Origin of the sequence: Stenotrophomonas maltophilia group sp. Smal13 (assembly GCF_030236855.1) — a bacterium.
GTDB classification, from domain to species: Bacteria; Pseudomonadota; Gammaproteobacteria; order Xanthomonadales; family Xanthomonadaceae; genus Stenotrophomonas; species Stenotrophomonas maltophilia_A.
In genome coordinates this window covers 7962-27973 of the sequence record NZ_JASJSQ010000045.1, presented here as the reverse complement: position 1 = coordinate 27973, position 20012 = coordinate 7962, and the positions used below count along the sequence as shown (strand labels likewise).

Genomic DNA, 20012 nt, shown 5'->3' with positions numbered 1-20012 from the left:
TCACCTGCAAGGAGTCTTCGATGCGTCTGTCCTTTGCCATCCTGCCGTTGTCCGCCGCCGTGCTGCTGTCTGCCTGTGGCAGTGCGCCGAAGAAGGCCGAACCCACCCCGCCACCGCCGACCGTGGTCAGCGCCGCCAAGCAGGCCGAGGCCAATCTGTCGCCGGCCTCGGCCAGCATCGTCAGTGGCCGCATCGCGCTGATGGTGGAGCCCGGTGGCATCCACATCACCGGGCTGATCGGTGGCCTGCAGCCGATGCAGCAGGCCGGTTTCCACATCCACGAGCGCGGTGACTGCAGCGCGGTGGATGCCAGCAGTGCCGGCAATCACTTCAATCCCGGTGGCGCTGCGCATGGCCGCGCCGGCACCGGCAAGCACCACCTGGGCGACATGGACAATCTGCGTGCCGACGCCCAGGGCCGCGCCAACGTCGATATCCACCTCAAGGGCGTTACCCTTGGCGGAGGCGCCGCCACCGATATCGCCGGACGTGCACTGGTCGTGCATGCCAACGCCGACGACTATCGCAGCCAGCCCGCCGGCAATGCCGGCGTCCGCATCGCCTGTGGCGTGATCCGGGTTGTCCGCTGATCACTGCAGGCATCATCCAGGGAGAGATTCCATGCGTTTGATCCACACTTCGCTGTTTGCGGCCATCGCCGCGCTGGGCCTGGCGGCCTGCGGCCAGCAGCCGGCCGCTCCGCAGACTGAAACCCCGCCGGCCGCGCCGGCCGAGGGCGCAACCACTGAACCAGCCGCAGCACCGGCACCCGCTGCCGCCCCGGCGGCCGACGCCTCGGCCACCGCCGAGCTGGCACCGACCCAGGGCAACGAGGCCAAGGGCAGCGTCACCTTCAAGGTGGTTGACGGCAAGGTCCACGTGACCGGCCAGATCAGCGGCCTGAAGCCGGGCAGCGAGCACGGCTTCCACATCCACGAGAAGGGCGACTGCAGCGCGCCGGACGGCATGAGCGCCGGTGGCCACTTCAACCCGGGCAAGCAGGATCACGGCAGCGTGTCCGCCGATCCGCACCACGGTGGCGACATGCCCAACATCAAGGCCGACGACAAGGGCGTGGCCACCATCGACGGCCCGGTGTCGAGCAACGTCAACATCGGCAAGGGCGATGACTTCGACATCATCGGCCGCGGCCTGATCGTCCACGCCGATGCGGATGACTACAAGACCCAGCCGACCGGCAACGCCGGTGCGCGCCTGGCCTGCGCAGTGATCCAGAAGGCGCAGTAAGCCATCAGAAAACGCCGGCGCAAGCCGGCGTTTTTCTTTATCGGTAGTGCCGGCCGCTGGCCGGCAATCGCAGATCCGGAGGTCGCCGGCCAGCGGCCGGCACTACCAACACCCGCATCAGCGCGCCAGCAACTCGCGCGCGTCCTGCCCGGCCTCGCAGTGCACGAACAGCACCGGCACGCCGTGCGCTTCCAGCACCGCGGCCATCTGCCGCTGGCGCATCAGGAACTGCTCGTAGATGCCCTTCAGGCGGTCGCAGTCGTTCTTGCCGTGGTTGTAGTGCGCGCACCAGCCGGCCGGATCGAACAGCGCCATGCGTGCCTCGCCGTGCGTGTAGCGCAGCAGCGGCTCGGGCGCGGCGTTGAGCCATTCGTCCTCGCCCGGGGCCATGATCGCGGTCTCGATCAGCGGCCACAGCGCGGCCAGGCCTTGATTGTCGTACTGCATCGACATCATCGCGGCCAGATCATTCACGGTGAAATAGCGCGCATGCTCGATGCGGGCACCGAAGGTGTTCTGCGCCATCAACGCGGTATCGGCATGCGCCATGCCGTTGGCCAGCAGCGTGTCTTCCAGCGCCTCGGCCACTGCATTGGTCGTCGCCACGTCGCTGCCGGTCAGCAGGAACGGCACCACGCGCAGGCCACCGCCCACCAGGCTGGCATCGGCCTGGAACGGCAGCGGCACGTCACCGTTGGCATCGGTACCGAAGGCCAGCAGGCGCGGGCCCTGGTTACGGCCCGGGGCACGCATCTGCAGTTCTTCCAGGCGGCGATGGATCGGCCAGCCCGGGCGCAGTACTTCGGCCGGGTCGAAATGGGCGGCGGCGAACACCAGGTCCAGCTCGGCCACCTGCGGCACCAGCTTGGACAGGTCGCGGCCGACGCGATCGGCCAGTTCACCGGCCTGTTCGGCGCTGAGCACCGCCTGGCGGGGGATTTCGCCGCCGGCCAGTTCCAGGGCCAGCACGCCAAGGGCATTCATCGCGGGGTCGGGTTTGCTCATGGTTCCACGGTTGGCCCATCACAGGGCGGCAGCTACACTTGGCTCCATTATGCCTGCTCCGTCGTGCAGGCCATGTTGCAGACACCCTCATCCATGCCAGGTATCTCCATGCCCAACGCTCGTCCCGTCGCCATCCTCGGTGGCGTCCGCATTCCGTTCTGCCGCCAGAACACCGCGTATTCGGATGTCGGCAACCTCGGCATGTCGGTCCGTACGCTGGGCGCGCTGGTCGAACGTTTCGGCCTGCATGGCCAGCAGCTGGGTGAAGTGGCGATGGGTGCGGTGATCAAGCACTCCAGCGACTGGAACCTGGGCCGCGAAGCCACGCTGTCCTCCGGCCTGTCGCCGTTGACCCCGGGCATCACCCTGCAGCGTGCCTGCGGCACCTCGCTGGACAGCATCATCACGGTTGCCAACAAGATCGCGCTGGGCCAGATCGAATCGGGTATCGGTGGCGGTTCGGACACAACCTCCGACGTGCCGATCGTCTACGGCAAGAAGCTGCGCGCGCGCCTGCTGGCCGCCAACCGTGCCAAGAGCACTGGTGACAAGATCCGCGCGCTGACCGCTGGCTTCAAGTTCTCCGAGCTCAAGCCCGAGTTCCCGGGCGTGGCCGAGCCGCGCACCGGCAAGAGCATGGGTGACCACTGCGAGGACATGGCCAAGGAATGGAACATCTCGCGTGACTCGCAGGACGAGTGGGCGGTGTCGTCGCACAAGAAGCTGGCTGCTGCCTATGAGCGCGGTTTCTTCAACGACCTGATCGCACCGTTCCGTGGTGTCGAGCGTGACAACATCCTGCGCCCTGATACTTCGCTGGAGAAGCTGGCCACGCTGAAGCCGGCGTTCGACAAGGTCTCCGGCCGCGGCACGCTCACCGCCGCCAACTCCACGCCGCTGACCGACGGCGCCGCCGCCGTGCTGCTGGCCAGCGAAGAGTGGGCGCGTGCCCACGGCCATGAGCCGCAGGCCTATCTGCGTGACGCGCACGTCTCGGCGGTGGACTTCGTGCATGGCGAAGGCCTGCTGATGGCGCCGACCGTGGCCGTGCCGGAGATGCTCAAGCGCAACGGCCTGACCCTGCAGGACTTCGACATCTACGAGATCCACGAAGCTTTTGCCGCGCAGGTGCTGTGCACCCTGCGTGCGTGGGAGAGCGAGGATTACTGCCGCAATCGCCTGGGCCTGGATGCACCGCTGGGTCGCATCGACCCGGACAAGATCAACTTGCTGGGCTCGTCGCTGGCCACCGGCCACCCGTTCGCGGCGACTGGCGCACGCGTCATCGCCACCGCAGCCAAGCAGCTGGCCGAACGCGGCGGTGGCCGCGCGCTGGTGTCGATCTGCACCGCCGGCGGCATGGGCGTAGTGGCGATCGTCGAGCGCTGATCGCTGCGACCGCGCGCCAACCAAGGTTGGCGACTACCGGGAATGCGCGCTGGATCTGCTTTGGTAGATGCCGACCTTGGTCGGCCATGCGATGTCATCGTTCGGAAGATGTCAGAGCGCCAACCAAGGTTGGCGACTACCGGGTTCCACAGATGAAAACGCCGCCCAATGGGCGGCGTTTTTTCTGCTCCGGTGGGTGCCGACCGTTGGTCGGCACGCTTCACGGCAACCGTGGATTGCCGAATTCGTCGCGCTCTTCGTTGGCGTCATACACCGGCGGCTGCACCGTAACCGGCTGCTCCTCCACAGTGGCACGCAGCGGCGCTTCGGTGCCGCGCACCAGTTCCACGCTGTCCTCGCCACGCTGCAGTCGCAGCGCATTGGCCAGGCACTGCGCGGCCAGCGCGTGCTCGCCACGCTGTGCGAACAGCTCACCCAGTGCCTCCCACGCCGGGGCACCGGCGCCCGCGGCGATGGCCTCGTGCAGGAACGCATCGGCGGCATCCCACTGCTGCTGGGCCAGGGCCACGCGGCCCTGTGCCAGGCGCAGCGCAGCCGAGCTGTCGTGCACGTTGCGCCAGCGCGCGAGGTTGGCCTGACGCGTGGCCAGGCGCTCGGCCGGCAGGCGGCCATACAGCGCCACCAGTTCGTCATCCCAACGCTGGTCCAGTGCCTGTTCCAACGCCAGCAGCGCCGGTTCGTCCCAGTTCAACGCAACCGCACGGCTGGCATACGCACCGACCACATCCGGGGTCGGGCGCAGCGCCTTCGGCGTGGCTTCCCACTGCGCGGCCAGCGCATTGACGTCGGCCGCTTCCAGTAGTGCCTGTGCGGCCAGGCGTGCTTCCAGTTCGCTGTTGGCGTCGGCCGGCAGCACCTTGCTCTGGCGCAGTGCACCCAGCTGGCCATACGCCTCGTGGGCGCGGCCGGCCTGTGCCAGCGCTTCGGTACGCAGCCACAGGCCGCGCGGCGGCAGCGGCTGGATCGTCGCCACATCCAACGCGTTGATCGCATCCACCGGCAGATCGCGCGCCAGCAGCTGTTCGGCGCGTAGAAGCGCCTGCAGGGTGGCATCGCTCTCGCCCAGGCGCTGCAGCAGGGCTTCACCGGCGGGGCCGTCGGCACGTGCCTGCGCACTTCGCACGGCATTGGCCAGCGCCACCGCGCTCACTTCCGGATCCTTGGCGGCACCATCCAGCAGCTTTTCGGCACGCTGCCACTGGCCGTGCTCATAGGCCTGCAGGCCGTCGATCAGGCGCACCCGGCCCTGCTTGCGGCGGTAGCGGCCCCAAGCGCGGAACGGTGCTGCGATCAGGCTCCACAGCAGCCACAGCACCAGCACCGCGATCACCGACAGCAGTGCCACCTTGGGCAGGTTGCTGTGGTAGTCGTAGCCGCCGTAGCGCAGGGTCACTTCGCCGAAGCGGTTGAGGTCATCGGCGCCGAGCCATTGCGCGGCCACCACGCCGATGGCCACGGCCAGCAACAGCACGACCAGGGATTGCAGGGGTTTCATGGGGGATTACCTCCGGTCGGTCTGGGTGCGCAGTTGCTGCAGGGTGCTGCCAAGAACGCTGTTGCTGGCCTGCAGCGGAAGCTCGCGCAAGGCCTTCAGTTCAGCACGTTGCGCGCGCAGGGCCGGTGAATCCGGCCAACGCCGCTGTGCCCAGTGTTCCACGCGCGCCAACGCGGTATCGCGACCGGTGCGGTCGCCACGTTCGATTGCGGCACGCGCCAGGGTCAGTTCCAGCTGCAGCGCATCGTCGGCATTGCGGCGTTCGGCGGCGGTCAGCGGGCCATTCTGGCGGCTCGGGGTGATGTCCACGAACGGTGCCAGCGTGGCCTGCCACCAGGGCTTGCCGGCGCCGGGCGCGGTGCTACCCGTCACCTGCGAGGGCAGGCCCTGCAGGGCCTTGGCCAGGGCATCCAACCGCTGCAGCGATTGCACGCGCGGGCCGGTGCCCAGCGCATCCAGTGCATCGCGTTCCTGTACCAGGGCCTGGCGCAGGTTCAGGCCGTCGCTGTCGGGCAGATCGGCCAGCGCGGTGGCGGCCTGTGCATACAGGCGGCGTGCGCCTTCCACGTCGTCGGCGTAGTTCAGGCGCTGCGCCGCCTGGGTCAGCAGCAGTTCGGCCTCATCGCGCTGTACCGCCTGACGGCCCTGGTTGGCGCTGTCGGCCAGCTTGGCCAGGTTCTCTTCCAGCAGCGCACTGCGCTGGGAAAGGCCCAGCATCTCGTCGCGCAGCACGCGGTTGGTGGTCGCCGCATCCTGCAGGCGCTGGCTGGTTGCGCGCTGGTCGCGGCGCAATGCATCCAGCGTCGCCTGCAGGCCCTGCAGCTGTACGGCCGTGGTCTGCGCCTGCGCTTCCTGTTCGTTTTGTTGCTGCTGCCAGGCGTACCAGCCGGCATAGCCGCCCACGCCAAGCACGACCACCCCGGCCAGCGGCAGCAGCCAGCGCACGGGTCGACGGGGCGGGGAAACGGGCGGAGTCTCGTTCATGGGGCTTCCTTGTCGGCACCGTCGCCGGTCAGGTTCCGGCAGGCCGCGTTGTGCACAGCATCACTGTTGCCGACCACAGCGGCAAGCGTGACCCACGTCCCTGTTCAGTTCGCTGCCGGGACGGTGAGCGTGGCGTGTGCAGCCGCCACCAGCTGCGCGGTGGTGGGCCCGGCCGCGCGCACCACGCGCTGCAGCCCCAATGCGTGCGCCTGTTCGCCCAGCCGTTCGCTGGCCACGACGGCGGTGGCATGTGCCTGACAGCGTTGCTGCAATGCCGGCGGAAGCTGCTGCCAGAAATGCAGCAACGCCTCACCACTGCTGACCGCCAGCACCCACGGATACGCTGAATGCGCCAATCGAGCCAATGTGCGGGGCGACAGGCGCAGCAATCGGCGCTGGTAGACGTCGGCGCGTTCGATGCTGGCACCGGCCGCCTGCAGCTGCGCAGCAATCAGGCCGCGTCCGCCGGGGGCGGTCACCAGCCCGATGCGCAGGCCGCGTACGTCCGCCAGTACCGGCAGCGCCAGCAGGCCCTCGCTGTCCATCCGCTGCGGCGCATGCACCTCGGCGACACCCTGCGCCCGCAGCGCGCGCGCGGTGCCTTCGCCCACGGTCAGCCACGGGCTGCGTTGTGCCTCGGCCAGTGGCAACAGGGTGGCGGCTGCGGTAACGGCGGCCGGGCTGGTGAACACCACCCGATCGCAGTTCAGCGCGCGTTGCAGCTGGTGCACCACTGGCGTGCCGTTCAGGCGCTGCAGGCGCCAGGGTGGCAGGGCCAGCACATGCCCGCCCAGCCCAGCAACGGCGCGGCGCAGCGCGGAATTCTGGCCCTGCGGTCGCAGCGAAATGAAGGTCCAGCCCGGTTCGGAACCGGCGGCGCCAGTGGGTATCGTATGGTCGGCCATTGCCTGCATTATGCGGGCCCTTCGTTGTCGTGGTCCCTGCTCCGATGTCCGTTGATGCTCTGACTTCCTCGCTGGCCGCCCTGCAGGACGTGCTTGACTGCATGCCGGCGGTCCGCGCCATGCAGATCCAGCTCGACGGCTATGCCGATGGCGTGCTGCGCATCACCGCGCCGCTGGCCGCCAACGTCAACGACAAGGGCAACGCCTTCGGTGGCAGCCTGGCCTCGGTGCTGACCCTGTCCGGCTGGGCGCTGGTCAGCCTGCGCCTGCGCCTGGCCGGCCACGATGCCGAGGTCTACGTGGCCGACAGCAACCTGCGCTACCTGGCACCGGTCTACGAAGACCTGCACGCCCATGCCGAAGCGGCCGAGGCCACTGGCTGGGATGCCTTCCTGAACACCTTCCGCCAGCGCCGCAAGGCCCGCATCAGCATCATCGCCATCCAGCCCGGTGCCGATGGCAAGCCCGCCGCCGAGTTCAGCGGTCGCTTCGTTGCCTTCGCCAAAGGGTAGGATGGCAGGCTGACGTTCTGGGGAAACCACCGATGCGCCGCCTCATCCAGTTCCTGATGTGTTCCCTGCTGCTGGCCAGCGCCGTGGCTTCGGCAGACGACCTGAGCCGCAAGCAGCGCAAGCTGCTGGAAGAGACCCAGATCGCCTACGGCGCCACCATCCGCTGGGGCAGCATGGACGATGCCATCGGCTATCTGGACCCCAAGCTGCGCAAGGAAAAGCCGCCCACCGAGTTCGAGCTCAACCGCTACGCGCAGCTGCGCGTGTCGTCCTACCGCGAGCGCAGCAGCGCCGCGCTGGACGGGGGCCTGGTCGAGCGCCGGGTCGAAATCGGGGTGATCAACCAGAACACCCAGGCCGAACGCACCGTGGTGGTGGTTGAGCGCTGGCGCTGGGATGCCGAGGCCAAGCGCTGGTGGCAGACCGCCGGCCTGCCGGACCTGTGGAAGGGGCAGTGACGGGCCGCGTCCGGCTTGTGCGACAATCGGCGCCCGCTTAATCGACCCGTGACCTGAGTGAATTACGAAGAGTTGCTGGCCTTTGCAGGCCGAAACCCGATGCTGTCCGCGGCCCTGGTCGGCCTGACCGTGGCCATCATCGTCACCGAGATCCGCCGCCTGTTCCGGGGCTTCAAGGGCATCAAGCCCGCCGAACTGACCCAGCTGATCAACGCGGGTGGCACGGTGGTGGTCGACCTGTCGGCCAGCGGTGACTTCGAGAAGGGCCACATTGCCGGCAGCCGCAATGCCCAGGCCAGTGCCTTCGGCCCGGACAACAAGCTGGTGGCCAACGCCAAGCAGTCGCCGGTGGTGCTGGTGTGCCGCAGCGGCAACGCCTCGGAAACCGCCGCCAAGGCGCTGAAGAAGGCCGGCTTCGAAAAGGTCTACGTGCTCGACGGCGGCATTCCCGCCTGGCAGCAGGCCGAGCTGCCGCTGGTCAAGGGCCGCAACTGATTGCCGCAGGTGGCGGATCCGGCCTTGTATGGGCCTGATCCCGCCCCCATCGCAGTAGTTCGACCATCGTTTTCATTGCATTCACCTGGAGTTACTGGAAATGTCCGAAGAGATCACCAACGGCGCCGCTGCGCCGGTCGATGCCGCTACCGGCCCTGCTTTCACCGTCGAGAAGATCTACGTCAAGGACGTCTCCTTCGAGTCGCCGAACGCTCCGACCATCTTCAATGACCAGGTGCAGCCGGAACTGCAGCTCAACCTGAACCAGCAGGTGCAGCGCCTGGGCGAGAACGCCTTCGAAGTGGTGCTGGCCGTGACCCTGACCTGCCAGGCCGGTGAGCGCACCGCCTACGTGGCCGAAGTGAAGCAGGCCGGCGTGTTCGGCCTGGTCGGCCTGGACCCGCAGTCGATCGACGTGCTGCTCGGCACCCAGTGCCCGAACATCCTGTTCCCGTACGTGCGCCAGCTGATCAGCGACCTGATCCAGGCCGGCGGCTTCCCGCCGTTCTTCCTGCAGCCGATCAACTTCGAAGGCCTGTACGCAGAAACCCTGCGCCAGCGCCAGGAGCAGGGCGACGCACCGTCGCTGGCTGACTCCGAGCCGGCTGGCAACGCCTGATTCCTGCCGCGACGTCACGGATGAGCACTACCGCTGACAAGATCGCCGTGCTTGGCGCCGGTTCCTGGGGAACCGCGCTGGCCAGCCTGCTCGCACGGCACGGTCACCCGACCGTGCTGTGGGGGCGCGACGCTGCCGTGGTCGAGGCCATCGACCAGCGCCACGAGAACCCGCGCTACCTGCCGGGCATCCCGCTGCCGGACAGCCTGCGTGCCACCACCGACCTGGCGTCGGCAGTGGAGGGCGCCGCCTGGATCCTGGTGGTCACCCCGTCGCATGCCTTCGGTGAAACCGTGCGTGCGCTGGCGCCGCTGCGTCCGGCCGGTGCCGGCGTGGCCTGGGCCACCAAGGGCTTCGAACCTGGTTCGGGCCGCTTCCTGCATGAAGTGGCGCGCGAAGTGCTGGGTGAGGACGTGCCGCTGGCCGTCGTCACCGGTCCGTCGTTCGCCAAGGAAGTGACCCAGGGCCTGCCGACCGCGATCACCGTGCACGGCGACGTGCCCGAGTTCGCGCAGACGGTGGCCGAGGCGATGCATGGCCCGGCGTTCCGCGCCTACACCGGCGACGACATGGTCGGTGCCGAGCTGGGCGGCGCGATGAAGAACGTGCTGGCCGTGGCTACCGGTGTGGCCGACGGCATGCAGCTGGGCCTCAACGCCCGTGCCGGCCTGATCACCCGTGGCCTCAACGAGATGCTGCGCCTGGCCGCGGCGATCGGCGCCAAGCCGGAAACGCTGATGGGCCTGGCGGGCCTGGGCGATCTGGTGCTGACCTGCACCGGCGACCTGTCGCGCAACCGCCGCCTGGGCCTGGCCCTGGGCCGTGGCCAGACGCTGCAGGATGCCGTGCGCGAAATCGGCCAGGTGGTCGAGTCGGTGCAGACCGCCGACGAAGTGATGCGACAGGCACGCCGTCATGGGATCGACCTGCCGATCTCGGACCGCGTGCGTGCCGTGCTGCACGGCGAGCAGACGCCTGAGGAAGGCCTGCGCGCGCTGCTGGCGCGGGAACAGAAACCGGAGTATCCGGACACGCTGTTCAAGTGAATCGAAAAACCCCGGCTACGTGCCGGGGTTTTTTTATGTGTGTGGCCCATCCACGCATGGCGTGGATCTACTCCGGAATCCGCTTCTGGTAGCAGCCAACCTTGGTTGGCGCCCGGTAGCGCCGGGCCATGCCCGGCGGAATCCATCACCGCGCCCGCGGCGGTGCGTTGCCGTTGTCCATGTCCGAGAAGATCAACCACGGCCCGTCGCCCACGCGCTTCAGCGTCAGCGTGAACTTGCCGGTGTCCCCCACGTTGTTGCCGTAGGTGTAGGCACCGATGATGTAGCCGACGTTCCCCTCCACCGCGTACGCCAACGCACGCAGCCGCAACGGGCTGCCGCCCTGGCCGGCATACGCGGCTTCGATCGCGCTGCGCCCGCGCACCGGTAGCTGGTTGCTCTGCAGCACAAAACCATTCTCGGCGAACAGCGCAGCCAGCGCCCTGGCATCGCCCGTGCGCCACGCCTGCTCGTAGTCGCGCAGCACGCGGTCCAGCGGCGCGGGCAGGGCCGCATCAGGAAGAGGCTGTGCAGGTTTCGCGCCTTCAGCATCGTGGGCGATGGCCGGCGATGCCAGCAGCAGGGCACTGCAGAAGATCACGGCGAGTCGTGTGCGGGCCATGCGTCCGGCTCCAGGCGATGACGGGAACGTGCGAACGCATCCTAGCGCGCTGCTGGTTAGAATCACGCAGGCGCCCGCGCGGCGGCATGCACCGCAGATCAGACAAGGACAAGGAATGAAGATTCGAATCACAGGGATGGCACTGACGGTCGCACTGCTGGCCGCCTGCGGACAGGCACCAGCGCCGGATGCAGCACCGACCGCACCGGCACCAACCACCGAAGCACCTGCGGCCACGGCAACGGTGGTCGAGCAGGCGCCGTCCATCGAAGACGGCGTAGACCCTTCGGTGTGGGACAACGAAGGCGAACCGGAAGACCCGAGCACCGGCGGAGAACTCACCTGTGCGGACAACCCGCTGGCGACGCATTTCTTCACCCTGGTGGGCGGTAACACCGTGGACGACTGCGGCCGCAAGGACCCGAAGGTGCTGGCCGCGTTCAACGCCCTGATGAAGAACACAGCCGCGGCCGAATCTGCTGACAAGGAGATTCCGTCGCTGCGCGAACGCCTGTTGAGCGGGCCCAGCGGGCCCGGCGAGCTGGTGGTGCTGCAGGGCGAGCCATGGTGGTTCTACACCGCCTGCCAGGCCCACGACTGCCCCGGCACCGCATTGGCGATGCTGTACTCGCCCGATCAGTCGAAGATGGTCGGCCGCCTTACCGCGCGCTGCAGAATCTGGTGGCTGGGTGAACCCAGCGACGAGCAGCGCGCGCTGATCGAGCGCGAGCAGCCGGTGGACAAAGCGATGCTGAAGGAAGAAGGCGAGTCCTGCGAGTAATCGGTGGTGACGCCGGATGATGTTCCGGCGGCCGCATCATGCCGGTGAAAGCTGCCTCACCATGTCGGCGATGATCACGTGGACCAGTGTTCTCAGGAAATGCACTTCGCCTTCCAGGGTTGGGCCGATGTCGAAAAGTGTCGACCATTGCTGGTTTTCCTGCAGCACCAGCGCGTAAAGCGCCTGGGCTTCGCTCGTGATGCGGTCGATCTGATGGCGCAGCTGCCGGGTGGCAGCCGGCCTTCCCAGGCCCAGCGCTTCACCGGCAGAAACCAGATGCTCGAAACGAAGGTCGTGGAAGCGCGCGACACCGAGAATGGGCCACGACAGTTCCGAGCGTTCTGGCCAACGTGCGCCCTCGTCGGCATACGCGCGGGTCTCGTAATATGCGGTGGACAGCAGGTCGTAGTGGGGGGCCAGTTCGATGCCCCTGCTGTCGACCAGGAAGCTCAGGTTCTTCAGGTGCGCATCGTTGTTGCCGGTGAGTACATTGAAGATCAACCAGTCGAACAGGCGGACGCGCGTCTTGAGCTTGCTTCTGCATTGCTCGATGATGACCTTCAGGGTGTCGATGCTGCCGAGCGTGTACTTGAACTGCCGGTCGAGGTTGAGCAGCTGGCAGGCGTCGATGGCATGACGGCGATGGATGGCATCGGCGGTGATTTCGCGATCAAAGCGCTCGATGATGAAGACCGGCTCCGGTACGTAGCGGCGCTCGATCTTCGGCACCTGCAGCCCCATGCGCTGTGCAAGGCGCATCACGAACCACTCGTTGGCCACGCTGTGGGGATAACTGCTGCTGGTGCTGTCAGGCTTGAGGATGTGGGTCGAGGGCTCGGCGCCCAGAGGTTGGTAGAGTTCTCCCCCTGTCTCGATGATTGCCAGCTTGTGCTGGGCACCTGCCAGTGACATGCGCTTGGCGGCACCCGCCGCAAGCGACGTGCGTGGCAGGCCTTGGATACGCGTGGAGAGTTCCGCATCGGGCAGTGGTTTTCTGCCGCCGGGTGGCAGGCGCTGGCCTGGAGGCAGCAGCGTCAACGAGCCTGCCGATTCCGCGCCATAGGCGGCCAGCAATGCGAACGCGTCCGCGCCATCCACCCTGGCATCGGTTGCCATCAGCGTGCGTTGCTGCTCTTCCGGCAGCAGATTGTCGAAGTACCACTGCACGGGGCGTTGGCTGGAGCCATCGAGGATGGCGGTGTCTTGCAGTGGCAACGCAGGCGCCAGTGGAAACCGATGTGCGCTGCCGAGCCACTCCGGCGCATAGGTGAAGCGCCACAGGTTTGCTGCTTCGGTCAGGCGGCCCACCGGCGCTTCGTCGATGCTGACCTGCAGTTCGCGTGGTGGAAGCGGATAGTGCAGTCCAGACAGGACGGTCGTTGTAATGACGTCCTTGAGATCGATACGGGGGGCGCTCATGGCACCTTCCCGTTGGCACGTTTGGCCAGCAGGGCCATCGCTTCGTCCGGCACGTCGATTTCGACATGCAGCCCCAGCTCGTCAAGCACGGTGAACAACTTGCCCCATTGCACCGTGGTACCGCCGCGTTCGACCTTGGCCAGGAAATTCTCGCTGACCCCGATGCCTTCGGCGGTTGCATCCTGGCGCAGTCCCTGATGCTTGCGGGCGGCTCTCACCAGTGGTCCCAAGGCCTCAGCCTTCTCAAGCCTGATCTTCAATGGGAACTCCCCCAGCAGAGCCTGACGCTCTGGATTCGACCCATCGTCTATACCATAGAATCCTCACTGCAGTGAGGATTCTTCGCGCAAAACCCTGGATTCCTTAGAATCCTTTCGATCTTGAGGATTTTTTCGCAAAAGAGCTGGATGCAAGAAAATCCTCATTGAAATAAGGATTTATCTGCAAAGGCGTCCAGCCTCCAAAAATCCTCATGAACTCAAGGATTCTTTGACGCCGTGAGAGAGCGATGCCTCATCCGGTCCATATGGGCAGCGCCACGAGGGGGGACGTCCGCGATGAGTGGGGTCCAGGTGGGGCCTGCCAGGAGCGCACCCGGGAACCTCTACCTGCAGCGCAGGCTCGCATCGTCAACAGGCCGCAGGCAAAGCGTCTGTTACTTGCTCGCGCGCCGCGCGCCTTTCTCGTCTTCGTCCTTTGCATCGCCCCGGCTCTGCGCGAACTCCGGGAACGTCTTCGCGATCGAATCCTTGTCCGGAAGGATGTAGAACACGCCGCCCTTCTCGAACGTGGATTGCACGATCTGCTCGTAGAACGCAGGCGTGACGTTGATGCAGCCGTGCGTAACGCGGTTGTCGTCCGGCGAAGGTGATGCCAGCCGTTCGGCGCGCTTCTCTTTCGGAGTGCCTGGCGGCAGCGGGTGCATCGAAACGGCGGAATCGTAGTCCACCCACAGCACGCGACCGGCATCGTCGGAGGGGCCGTAGCCACCAATGAAACGGCCCGCCGGGGTAGTGCGGTCATGGCCTGGAATCGCACTCAGCGCGAGCTTGGCAACGCCGGGTGCGGAGTGATCGCCGATGGCCGAACCGAACAGCGCCGGTGCGGCACCGCGCAGCTTGCCGTCTCCACCGAAGACCAGTACCTGCGCAGCCGCCTTGTCCATGATCGCGAACGGATAACCCTGGTTGTCCTTGCTGGCGACTACCCAGCCGGCCAGTTCGATCACCGTCTCGGACACGCTCTGGTCAGCGGGCAGTTCATCGATTGCGGCGACCGGGGGTGCAGGTGCGCCCTTGTCCCTGGCGTTGGCTACGCCGCTGCACGCAACGGCCAGCGCCATGGCCAGTGCGGCATGGAGGGCGCGGCGCGCAGGGGAGGAGGAGGTACGAATGGGACGGCTCCTTGCAGTGCAATCTTGGTGGAAGGATGCCAGTGGCCGGTCAAGGCCACTGGTTCCCGATACAGAGATGGATCAGTTCAAACGGTGAGGGAGGATCAGCCGCGCGGCTTGCGGCCCGCTGGTGCCCTTTCAAGCTGCTGCACGCGACCTTCGATCTGGTCCAGACGCTGGTTGGCCTGCTGCGCCGACTGGTTGGCGGACTCGGCACTCTGGGCGGCGCCCTGCACCTTTACATCGAGCTGGTCGAGACGCGAGTTGATCGTTGCAAACTCGTTCTTGTAAGAGGCGCAAGCGCCAAGGCTCACTGTGGCGATGAGCGCCACGCTGAGTGCACGGGCCATCTTCATGTGTTGCGAGGTCAGTTTCATTCCACTCCCTCCTTCGTCTGGGGAAGCTGGAATATAGCGGCGTTTGTTCCCGGCGCTACCAAGCGCTTTCAGCTGGAATTTGAGTACGTGGATGGGCTGTGAAGGCCTGTAAATCAACGAACCTTAACAAGCGGGATCAAGCGAGCTGATCTGCACCGGCGTATCGCCTTGTGCCTGTTCAATATCACCCATTCACCTGCATGAAGCCGGCATCACGGCATGTGCGTCTGTGTGCTTTCGCCTGCTCCGCACGCAGGCTGCCATCCACTTGCTTCCAGCAGCGCTGCAGCGTTTCCAGGCTGGACATCCAGCAGTTCGGCGATGGCGTTGGGCGTGTCGGGCGCGCGCGCAACATAGGCGTGGGCAATGCGGTAGCCGATCCAGTAGCCGAGATCTCCGCGGCGCGTATCGTCGCCGGGGCCGTTGTACAGCCACCTCGAAAGATCGGTACCCATGCTGTCCTGCAGGAACGCGCGCTCCAGCGCACACTCGCGACCCTGCGCCCAACGCTGCAGATGCGCGTTGGCCGGTTGCCCGGAGATCCGTTCGGCCACGTATTCGGCGCCGCCTTCCAGCAGCGTCTGATAGAGCAGGGTGGGCTGCTCGACATCAACGCGTGCGCCGGGCTGTTGCACGTGCACGTACTCATGGGCGATCAGGTGCACGAAGCGGTCGCTTGCATCGGCCTGCATCCAGTCGGCATTGCACAGCGCTTCCAGTCCGATGACCACACCTGCTTCGGTGGTAACGCCACCACTGTTGCCGCGGCCCACCAGTACGGTGACCGGAGGAAAGCGCGCAGATGGCAACAGGGCGCCGAGCTGATCGACGGCAGCGGCGACGCGCGTGCGGATCGATGGCAATGCGGCCGCGCAGGTTCTCGCTTTCGCAAACAATGCCGGCTTGTCCTGGATGGCCCTGGCCAGCCGCTCCATCGAGCCGACACGGCTGTCGGTGAAGCTGCGCAGGGCATCCGTACCCGCATCCAGATAGCCGTGCTGCAGATCATCGGCGCTTGGGCGCCCATGGTTGGCGTCCAGCACCTTGAAGAAGCGCGTGACATCGTCTGTCTGTACGACGATGTGCCCGGCAGGACCGACACGCTCAGCCGCCTGTGCCTGCAGCAGCGCGATCGGCGAGGCGATCAGGATCAGTGCCCGCATCAAGCATCGAGCGTGATGCGCGTAAGAGGCCGACAGCAATGCCATGCGGAGTTCCCTGAACGCCAGCCTTATTTATACACCAGTCAGTTCAATATTCAGGGTTGATTAGACCCCCTAACGGATAATTCACACCTGTCGACCGCCTCCTCTCTCTCCCCCTCCCGGGAGGCGGTCGACGAAACCAAAATAATTAAAGGTGTGTCCCGATGAACAAGAATTCGCTGCTTGCCCTGGGTCTTCTGGCTGCTCTGCCGTTCGCTGCATCGGCAACCGATGGCCTGTCGTACAACTACGTTGAAGGCGGCTACGTGAACACCGATGCCAAGGGCGGCGACGCCGATGGCTGGAAGGTGAAGGGTTCCGTTGCGGTGCACCCGAACTTCCACGTCTTTGGCGACTACAGCGCCCAGGAAACCGACAAGTTCAAGAATGACGTCGACCAGTGGCGCCTGGGTGTCGGCTACAACTACGGCATCGCACCGAACACCGACCTGGTGGCCCGTGTTGCGTACCAGAAGTACGACGAGAAGCGCGGCCTGGACTTCAACGGCTACTCCACCGAAGTGGGCGTGCGCACCGCGTTCAACCCGTACGTGGAAGGCTACGTGATGGCCGGCTACGAAGATTTCAGCAAGAAGCACGGCTACAACCCGGACGGCGAGTTCTACAGCCGCGTCGGCGCCACCGCCAAGTTCAACCAGAACTGGGGCCTGAGTGGCGAAGTGAAGCTGGCCAAGGCCGGCGACCGCGAGTGGTTCGTGGGCCCGCGCTTCACCTGGTAACAAACGCCTGTCGTTAGTGCGTGTTGTGCTGGCGTGTGACTCTCTCTCTCTCCCACACGCCAACCGAAGCCCGGCCTCGCGCCGGGCTTCACTTTTATGGGCCCTGTGGCGCCACAATGCGGCATGGGCGACCCTTCCTCCCTCGCAGGTACTGGCATGGCCTACCAGGAGCATCTGGCGCCTGCGCCGCTGCGCGGCCACTTCGGCCAGCTGTGGCAGAGCCAGCTCCCTGCCGATGCCGATGGGCACATCACCGTATTGCCCGATGGCTGCGTGGATATCCTCTGGCGCGACGGCGCGCTGTTCGTGGTCGGCCCGGATCGGGTGGCTGCACATCCGGCACTGGCACCCGGTGCACAGGTACTGGGTGCGCGCTTTCGTCCCGGCCAGGCGTTGGCCGCGCTGGGACTGCCACTGGCCGGCATCATTGGACAGGCGGTGCCGTTGGCCGATCTGAAGGGCGGATGGGCCACAGCAGCCGCTGCTTCCATTGGCGATACCGCGCCGGCTCAACGATTGCAGCGGATGGCGCAGTGCCTGCAACAGCACATGGGCGCGGCGGCCCTCGACGTGCAGGCGCAACGGGCTCATGTGTTGTTCCACGCGCTTGGCCGTGGCCAAGCTACGCTGGACGAGCTGGCGGCAGGCTTGAACCTGAGCCCGCGCAGCCTGCGCCGTTTCAGCCAGTCGCAGTTCGGCTACGGCGCCAAGACGCTGGAGCGCATCCTGCGCCTGCAGCGCTTTCTTCGCCATAGCCGCGCGCTGCCGCAGCACTCGTTGGCGATGCTGGCCGCTGATGCCGGCTATGCCGACCAGGCCCACCTCAGCCGTGAGGCGCGCGAGCTTGCCAGCATGACCGCACGGCAGCTGCGCCTGGAATGGGGCCGATGATGGCCGTTTTGTTCAAGACCGCCGTGCCGCGCTGATCGAAGCTGGGGCCCCCACCCAGGAGTTACGCCATGAGCCACGCCGCACCCCGCAATGCCGAGCGCCGCATCGACAACATCGAATTCAACGTCGCCGACATCGCCCGCAGCAAGCGCTTCTACGGCGAGGTATTCGGCTGGAAATTCACGGACTACGGCCCGGCCTACACCGAGTTCGACGACGGCCGCCTGAAAGGCGGCTTCGTGTCCGACACACCGGTACGTGCGCAGGGCGGCCCACTGGTGATTCTCTACTGCGCGGACCTTGCCGACGCCCAGCAGCGCGTGATTGCCGCCGGTGGCGAGGTGGTGCAGGCGGTATTCGCCTTCCCCGGTGGCCGCCGCTTCCACTTCCGCGATCTGGATGGCTACGAGTTGGCGGTCTGGAGTGATATGGATTGAGGTCTTCGTACCTTCGCCGGTGGACGGAACGAGAACCGCTCCGTCCCCGGTCAGGCGGTTCCGCTATGATCGCCAGCACATCGCCACACGCGATGCGCCCGCCTCAAGCCAGCAGGAACCGCCGTGAACTCCCAGCCCGCACCGATCACCGCCCTCAACCACACGCTCGACAACGAGCCGCAGCAGATCACCGCGCCGCTCACCCATTCGGCGGCGTTCCTGGTGCTGAAAGTGAAGGATGACGAGGCGTCGATCGCCAAGGCACGCGAGGTGCTGGCCAGCACCGATGACCTGATCAAGAACACTGCCATCCGTGAAATCGAGCGCACCTTCACCTGCAATGTGGCCATTGGTCACCGCGTGTGGCAGACGTTGGTGGGCACCACGCCGCCGCGTGAACTGAAGCCGTTCCGCGAGATCAAGGGCGCGACCCACACCGCGGTGTCCACGCCGGGTGACCTGCTGTACCACATCCGTGCGCGCACCATGGACCTGATCGTGGCATTCGAGCGCAACCTGCTGATAGCGTTCGGCGATGCGGTGGAAACGGTCGATGATGTGGCCGGCTTCCGTTATTTCGATGGCCGTGACCTGCTCGACTTCGTCGACGGCACCGCCAATCCGGAAGGGCTGTCGTTGCCGGAAGCCACCATCGTGGGCGATGAAGATCCGGAGCATGCCGGTGGCAGCTACGTCGTGGTGCAGAAGTACCTGCACAATCTTGATGCCTGGCGCGCGCAGAAGACCGAGGCGCAGGAAGCGATCATCGGCCGCACCAAGCACGACAACATCGAGCTGGACGATGCACCGGCCGATGCACAGAAATCGCACAAGACCCTGTGCACCATCGAGGACGCCGACGGCGAGCACGAGATCCTGCGTGACAACATGCCGTTCGCCAACCCGGGCCGTGGCGAATACGGCACCTACTTCATCGGCTATACCCGCCGCCTGTGGGTGATCGAAAAGATGCTCGAGCGCATGTTCATCGGCAATCCCGCGCCGCTGCATGACCGCATCCTCGACTTCTCCACCGCCACCACCGGCGTGACCTTCTTCGCGCCCTCGCGCAAGGTGCTGGCCGATCTGGGCGATTGATCGCGCCGGGCAGTGCCGACCGCCATCTGCCTGTCATCCAACGCGCCGACCATCAGCCGTTGGATGAGAGCGCAGGGGCGGGCGATGGCGATGGCAAGGAACACAACCGGCGCACGCCGCTGGTGGCGGCTGTTGGCCGCGCTGTTCGGTGCGCTCGCACTTGGTAGTGCCAGCGTTTCCGCGCAGGAGGCTCCCGCACACTGGATGGCCTATGCCGCCGCCGTGGGTGGCCAGCTGCAGCAGCGCCTGCAGCAGGAGCAGGACCCGCAGGCGCAGCGCGTGCTGGAATGGATGCAGGCACACCCGGATACGCCGACGCCGTTGCCGGTGAGCGTGTGGATCGCGGCGGATGGCCGCATTTCGAAACTCGAATTCGACAGCCTGGGCGACGCCCAGATCGACGCCGACCTGCGCGCGACATTGCAGTCCGCGCCGGTGCAGGCCGCGCCACCGGCCGACATGCGCCAGCCGCTGCGGCTGGGCCTGCTGCTTACCCAGTAGATCCACGCCATGCGTGGATGGGCCTGGTAGATGCCGACCTTGGTCGGCAGGCGTGCGCCAACCAAGTTGGCGACTACCGGTAGCCCCAGGCCACGCATGGCGTGGCTCTACTGATCTTGCGGGTGCAGTAGATTAAGGCCCTGCGTGGATGTGTTGGGTAGATGCCGACCTTGGTCGGCAGGCGTGCGCCAACCAAGGTTGGCGACTACCGGTAGCCCCAAGCCACGCATGGCGTGGCGCTACTGATCTTGCGGGTGCAGTAGATTCAGGGCCTGCGTGGATGTGTTGGGTAGATGCCGACCTTGGTCGGCAGGCGTGCGCCAACCAAGGTTGGCGACTACCGGTAGCCCCAAGCCACGCATGGCGTGGCG

Annotated in this window: 24 protein-coding genes; 14 read left to right on the top strand and 10 right to left on the bottom strand. The window is 66.3% G+C overall.

Annotation, left to right across the window (positions count from 1 at the left end; genetic code table 11):
* Positions 1–20: 20 nt before the first annotated feature.
* On the top strand, positions 21–590 hold the full coding sequence (locus QRO95_RS15300) for a superoxide dismutase family protein (protein ID WP_014035519.1): 570 nt from the start codon (positions 21–23) through the stop codon (positions 588–590).
* A 31-nt stretch (positions 591–621) separates the two neighbouring features.
* Positions 622–1248, top strand: coding sequence for a superoxide dismutase family protein (locus QRO95_RS15295; RefSeq protein ID WP_285302935.1), 627 nt, complete (start codon positions 622–624; stop codon positions 1246–1248).
* A 117-nt stretch (positions 1249–1365) separates the two neighbouring features.
* Here QRO95_RS15295 and QRO95_RS15290 read toward each other — a convergent pair whose 3' ends face one another.
* Complete coding sequence (locus QRO95_RS15290) at positions 1366–2253, bottom strand: hypothetical protein (RefSeq protein WP_049423143.1); 888 nt, start codon at positions 2251–2253, stop codon at positions 1366–1368.
* Positions 2254–2346: 93 nt separating this feature from the next.
* Here QRO95_RS15290 and QRO95_RS15285 point away from each other — a divergent pair, with 93 nt between their 5' ends.
* Positions 2347–3642, top strand: a complete 1296-nt coding sequence (locus tag QRO95_RS15285; RefSeq protein WP_099551602.1) for an acetyl-CoA C-acetyltransferase — start codon at positions 2347–2349, stop codon at positions 3640–3642.
* Positions 3643–3862: 220 nt separating this feature from the next.
* Here QRO95_RS15285 and QRO95_RS15280 read toward each other — a convergent pair whose 3' ends face one another.
* The 3 genes from QRO95_RS15280 to QRO95_RS15270 form a co-directional block, all read right to left on the bottom strand.
* Positions 3863–5158, bottom strand: a complete 1296-nt coding sequence (locus QRO95_RS15280; protein WP_032130162.1) for a heme biosynthesis HemY N-terminal domain-containing protein — start codon at positions 5156–5158, stop codon at positions 3863–3865.
* Between the two features lie 6 nt (positions 5159–5164).
* Positions 5165–6142, bottom strand: a complete 978-nt coding sequence (locus QRO95_RS15275) for a uroporphyrinogen-III C-methyltransferase (protein ID WP_285302934.1) — start codon at positions 6140–6142, stop codon at positions 5165–5167.
* A 104-nt stretch (positions 6143–6246) separates the two neighbouring features.
* Complete coding sequence (locus tag QRO95_RS15270; protein WP_180844570.1) at positions 6247–7056, bottom strand: uroporphyrinogen-III synthase; 810 nt, start codon at positions 7054–7056, stop codon at positions 6247–6249.
* A gap of 35 nt (positions 7057–7091) precedes the next feature.
* On the opposite strand from QRO95_RS15270, the gene QRO95_RS15265 reads away from it, so the two are divergent.
* The 5 genes from QRO95_RS15265 (at position 7092) to QRO95_RS15245 (ending at position 10177) form a co-directional block, all read left to right on the top strand.
* Positions 7092–7559, top strand: coding sequence for a YiiD C-terminal domain-containing protein (locus QRO95_RS15265; RefSeq protein ID WP_285302933.1), 468 nt, complete (start codon positions 7092–7094; stop codon positions 7557–7559).
* A 32-nt stretch (positions 7560–7591) separates the two neighbouring features.
* Positions 7592–8017 carry a hypothetical protein gene (locus QRO95_RS15260; RefSeq protein ID WP_049423133.1) on the top strand — a complete coding sequence of 142 codons (426 nt, stop codon included), beginning with the start codon at positions 7592–7594 and terminating at the stop codon, positions 8015–8017.
* A 57-nt stretch (positions 8018–8074) separates the two neighbouring features.
* Positions 8075–8512 carry a rhodanese-like domain-containing protein gene (locus QRO95_RS15255; RefSeq protein WP_004134671.1) on the top strand — a complete coding sequence of 146 codons (438 nt, stop codon included), beginning with the start codon at positions 8075–8077 and terminating at the stop codon, positions 8510–8512.
* A gap of 100 nt (positions 8513–8612) precedes the next feature.
* The gene (secB, locus tag QRO95_RS15250; RefSeq protein WP_005407596.1) at positions 8613–9131 is read left to right on the top strand and encodes a protein-export chaperone SecB; all 519 of its coding nucleotides are present in this window, start codon (positions 8613–8615) and stop codon (positions 9129–9131) included.
* 20 nt (positions 9132–9151) lie between these two features.
* Complete coding sequence (locus QRO95_RS15245; RefSeq protein WP_005407597.1) at positions 9152–10177, top strand: NAD(P)H-dependent glycerol-3-phosphate dehydrogenase; 1026 nt, start codon at positions 9152–9154, stop codon at positions 10175–10177.
* A 145-nt stretch (positions 10178–10322) separates the two neighbouring features.
* Here QRO95_RS15245 and QRO95_RS15240 read toward each other — a convergent pair whose 3' ends face one another.
* Positions 10323–10799, bottom strand: a complete 477-nt coding sequence (locus QRO95_RS15240; RefSeq protein WP_132808747.1) for a DUF4440 domain-containing protein — start codon at positions 10797–10799, stop codon at positions 10323–10325.
* 115 nt (positions 10800–10914) lie between these two features.
* Here QRO95_RS15240 and QRO95_RS15235 point away from each other — a divergent pair, with 115 nt between their 5' ends.
* Entirely contained in the window at positions 10915–11580 is a 666-nt protein-coding gene (locus QRO95_RS15235) for an Ivy family c-type lysozyme inhibitor (protein ID WP_285302932.1), read from the top strand.
* 36 nt (positions 11581–11616) lie between these two features.
* On the opposite strand, the gene QRO95_RS15230 is transcribed toward QRO95_RS15235, so the two are convergent.
* The 5 genes from QRO95_RS15230 to QRO95_RS15210 form a co-directional block, all read right to left on the bottom strand.
* Positions 11617–12999: a HipA domain-containing protein gene (locus QRO95_RS15230; RefSeq protein WP_285302931.1), complete on the bottom strand. Its 1383-nt coding sequence runs from the start codon at positions 12997–12999 to the stop codon at positions 11617–11619.
* A complete protein-coding gene (locus QRO95_RS15225) occupies positions 12996–13229 on the bottom strand; it encodes a helix-turn-helix domain-containing protein (protein WP_256201487.1) in 234 nt (77 codons plus the stop codon). Before QRO95_RS15225 ends, QRO95_RS15230 begins: the two co-directional genes overlap by 4 nt.
* Before the next feature lie 425 nt (positions 13230–13654).
* Positions 13655–14341, bottom strand: a complete 687-nt coding sequence (locus QRO95_RS15220; RefSeq protein ID WP_285302930.1) for a hypothetical protein — start codon at positions 14339–14341, stop codon at positions 13655–13657.
* 155 nt (positions 14342–14496) lie between these two features.
* Complete coding sequence (locus tag QRO95_RS15215; protein WP_012509703.1) at positions 14497–14769, bottom strand: hypothetical protein; 273 nt, start codon at positions 14767–14769, stop codon at positions 14497–14499.
* 212 nt (positions 14770–14981) lie between these two features.
* Positions 14982–15932: a DUF2268 domain-containing putative Zn-dependent protease gene (locus QRO95_RS15210; RefSeq protein ID WP_285302929.1), complete on the bottom strand. Its 951-nt coding sequence runs from the start codon at positions 15930–15932 to the stop codon at positions 14982–14984.
* Between the two features lie 206 nt (positions 15933–16138).
* On the opposite strand from QRO95_RS15210, the gene QRO95_RS15205 reads away from it, so the two are divergent.
* The 5 genes from QRO95_RS15205 to QRO95_RS15185 all read left to right on the top strand — a co-directional run bounded on the left by QRO95_RS15205 (position 16139) and on the right by QRO95_RS15185 (position 19641).
* Positions 16139–16714: an Ax21 family protein gene (locus tag QRO95_RS15205; protein ID WP_285302928.1), complete on the top strand. Its 576-nt coding sequence runs from the start codon at positions 16139–16141 to the stop codon at positions 16712–16714.
* Between the two features lie 123 nt (positions 16715–16837).
* Positions 16838–17605, top strand: a complete 768-nt coding sequence (locus QRO95_RS15200) for a helix-turn-helix domain-containing protein (protein WP_285302927.1) — start codon at positions 16838–16840, stop codon at positions 17603–17605.
* Positions 17606–17673: 68 nt separating this feature from the next.
* Complete coding sequence (locus QRO95_RS15195; protein ID WP_285302926.1) at positions 17674–18042, top strand: VOC family protein; 369 nt, start codon at positions 17674–17676, stop codon at positions 18040–18042.
* A gap of 123 nt (positions 18043–18165) precedes the next feature.
* The gene (locus QRO95_RS15190) at positions 18166–19140 is read left to right on the top strand and encodes a Dyp-type peroxidase (protein WP_285302925.1); all 975 of its coding nucleotides are present in this window, start codon (positions 18166–18168) and stop codon (positions 19138–19140) included.
* Between the two features lie 84 nt (positions 19141–19224).
* A complete protein-coding gene (locus tag QRO95_RS15185; protein WP_285302923.1) occupies positions 19225–19641 on the top strand; it encodes a hypothetical protein in 417 nt (138 codons plus the stop codon).
* Positions 19642–20012 lie beyond the last annotated feature (371 nt).

Bases quoted from the DNA above. Each gene is read 5' to 3' on its own strand.
- QRO95_RS15220 (WP_285302930.1), bottom strand. From the start codon at position 14,341: ATGGCGCTGGCCGTTGCGTGCAGCGGCGTAGCCAACGCCAGGGACAAG.
- QRO95_RS15295 (WP_285302935.1), top strand. From the start codon at position 622: ATGCGTTTGATCCACACTTCGCTGTTTGCGGCCATCGCCGCGCTGGGC.
- QRO95_RS15195 (WP_285302926.1), top strand. From the start codon at position 17,674: ATGAGCCACGCCGCACCCCGCAATGCCGAGCGCCGCATCGACAACATC.
- QRO95_RS15260 (WP_049423133.1), top strand. From the start codon at position 7,592: ATGCGCCGCCTCATCCAGTTCCTGATGTGTTCCCTGCTGCTGGCCAGC.
- QRO95_RS15210 (WP_285302929.1), bottom strand. From the start codon at position 15,932: ATGCGGGCACTGATCCTGATCGCCTCGCCGATCGCGCTGCTGCAGGCA.
- QRO95_RS15300 (WP_014035519.1), top strand. From the start codon at position 21: ATGCGTCTGTCCTTTGCCATCCTGCCGTTGTCCGCCGCCGTGCTGCTG.
- QRO95_RS15285 (WP_099551602.1), top strand. From the start codon at position 2,347: ATGCCAGGTATCTCCATGCCCAACGCTCGTCCCGTCGCCATCCTCGGT.
- QRO95_RS15280 (WP_032130162.1), bottom strand. From the start codon at position 5,158: ATGAAACCCCTGCAATCCCTGGTCGTGCTGTTGCTGGCCGTGGCCATC.
- QRO95_RS15290 (WP_049423143.1), bottom strand. From the start codon at position 2,253: ATGAGCAAACCCGACCCCGCGATGAATGCCCTTGGCGTGCTGGCCCTG.
- secB (WP_005407596.1), top strand. From the start codon at position 8,613: ATGTCCGAAGAGATCACCAACGGCGCCGCTGCGCCGGTCGATGCCGCT.
- QRO95_RS15230 (WP_285302931.1), bottom strand. From the start codon at position 12,999: ATGAGCGCCCCCCGTATCGATCTCAAGGACGTCATTACAACGACCGTC.
- QRO95_RS15215 (WP_012509703.1), bottom strand. From the start codon at position 14,769: ATGAAACTGACCTCGCAACACATGAAGATGGCCCGTGCACTCAGCGTG.
- QRO95_RS15200 (WP_285302927.1), top strand. From the start codon at position 16,838: ATGGGCGACCCTTCCTCCCTCGCAGGTACTGGCATGGCCTACCAGGAG.
- QRO95_RS15240 (WP_132808747.1), bottom strand. From the start codon at position 10,799: ATGGCCCGCACACGACTCGCCGTGATCTTCTGCAGTGCCCTGCTGCTG.
- QRO95_RS15275 (WP_285302934.1), bottom strand. From the start codon at position 6,142: ATGAACGAGACTCCGCCCGTTTCCCCGCCCCGTCGACCCGTGCGCTGG.
- QRO95_RS15270 (WP_180844570.1), bottom strand. From the start codon at position 7,056: ATGCAGGCAATGGCCGACCATACGATACCCACTGGCGCCGCCGGTTCC.
- QRO95_RS15245 (WP_005407597.1), top strand. From the start codon at position 9,152: ATGAGCACTACCGCTGACAAGATCGCCGTGCTTGGCGCCGGTTCCTGG.
- QRO95_RS15265 (WP_285302933.1), top strand. From the start codon at position 7,092: ATGTCCGTTGATGCTCTGACTTCCTCGCTGGCCGCCCTGCAGGACGTG.
- QRO95_RS15185 (WP_285302923.1), top strand. From the start codon at position 19,225: ATGGCGATGGCAAGGAACACAACCGGCGCACGCCGCTGGTGGCGGCTG.
- QRO95_RS15235 (WP_285302932.1), top strand. From the start codon at position 10,915: ATGAAGATTCGAATCACAGGGATGGCACTGACGGTCGCACTGCTGGCC.
- QRO95_RS15205 (WP_285302928.1), top strand. From the start codon at position 16,139: ATGAACAAGAATTCGCTGCTTGCCCTGGGTCTTCTGGCTGCTCTGCCG.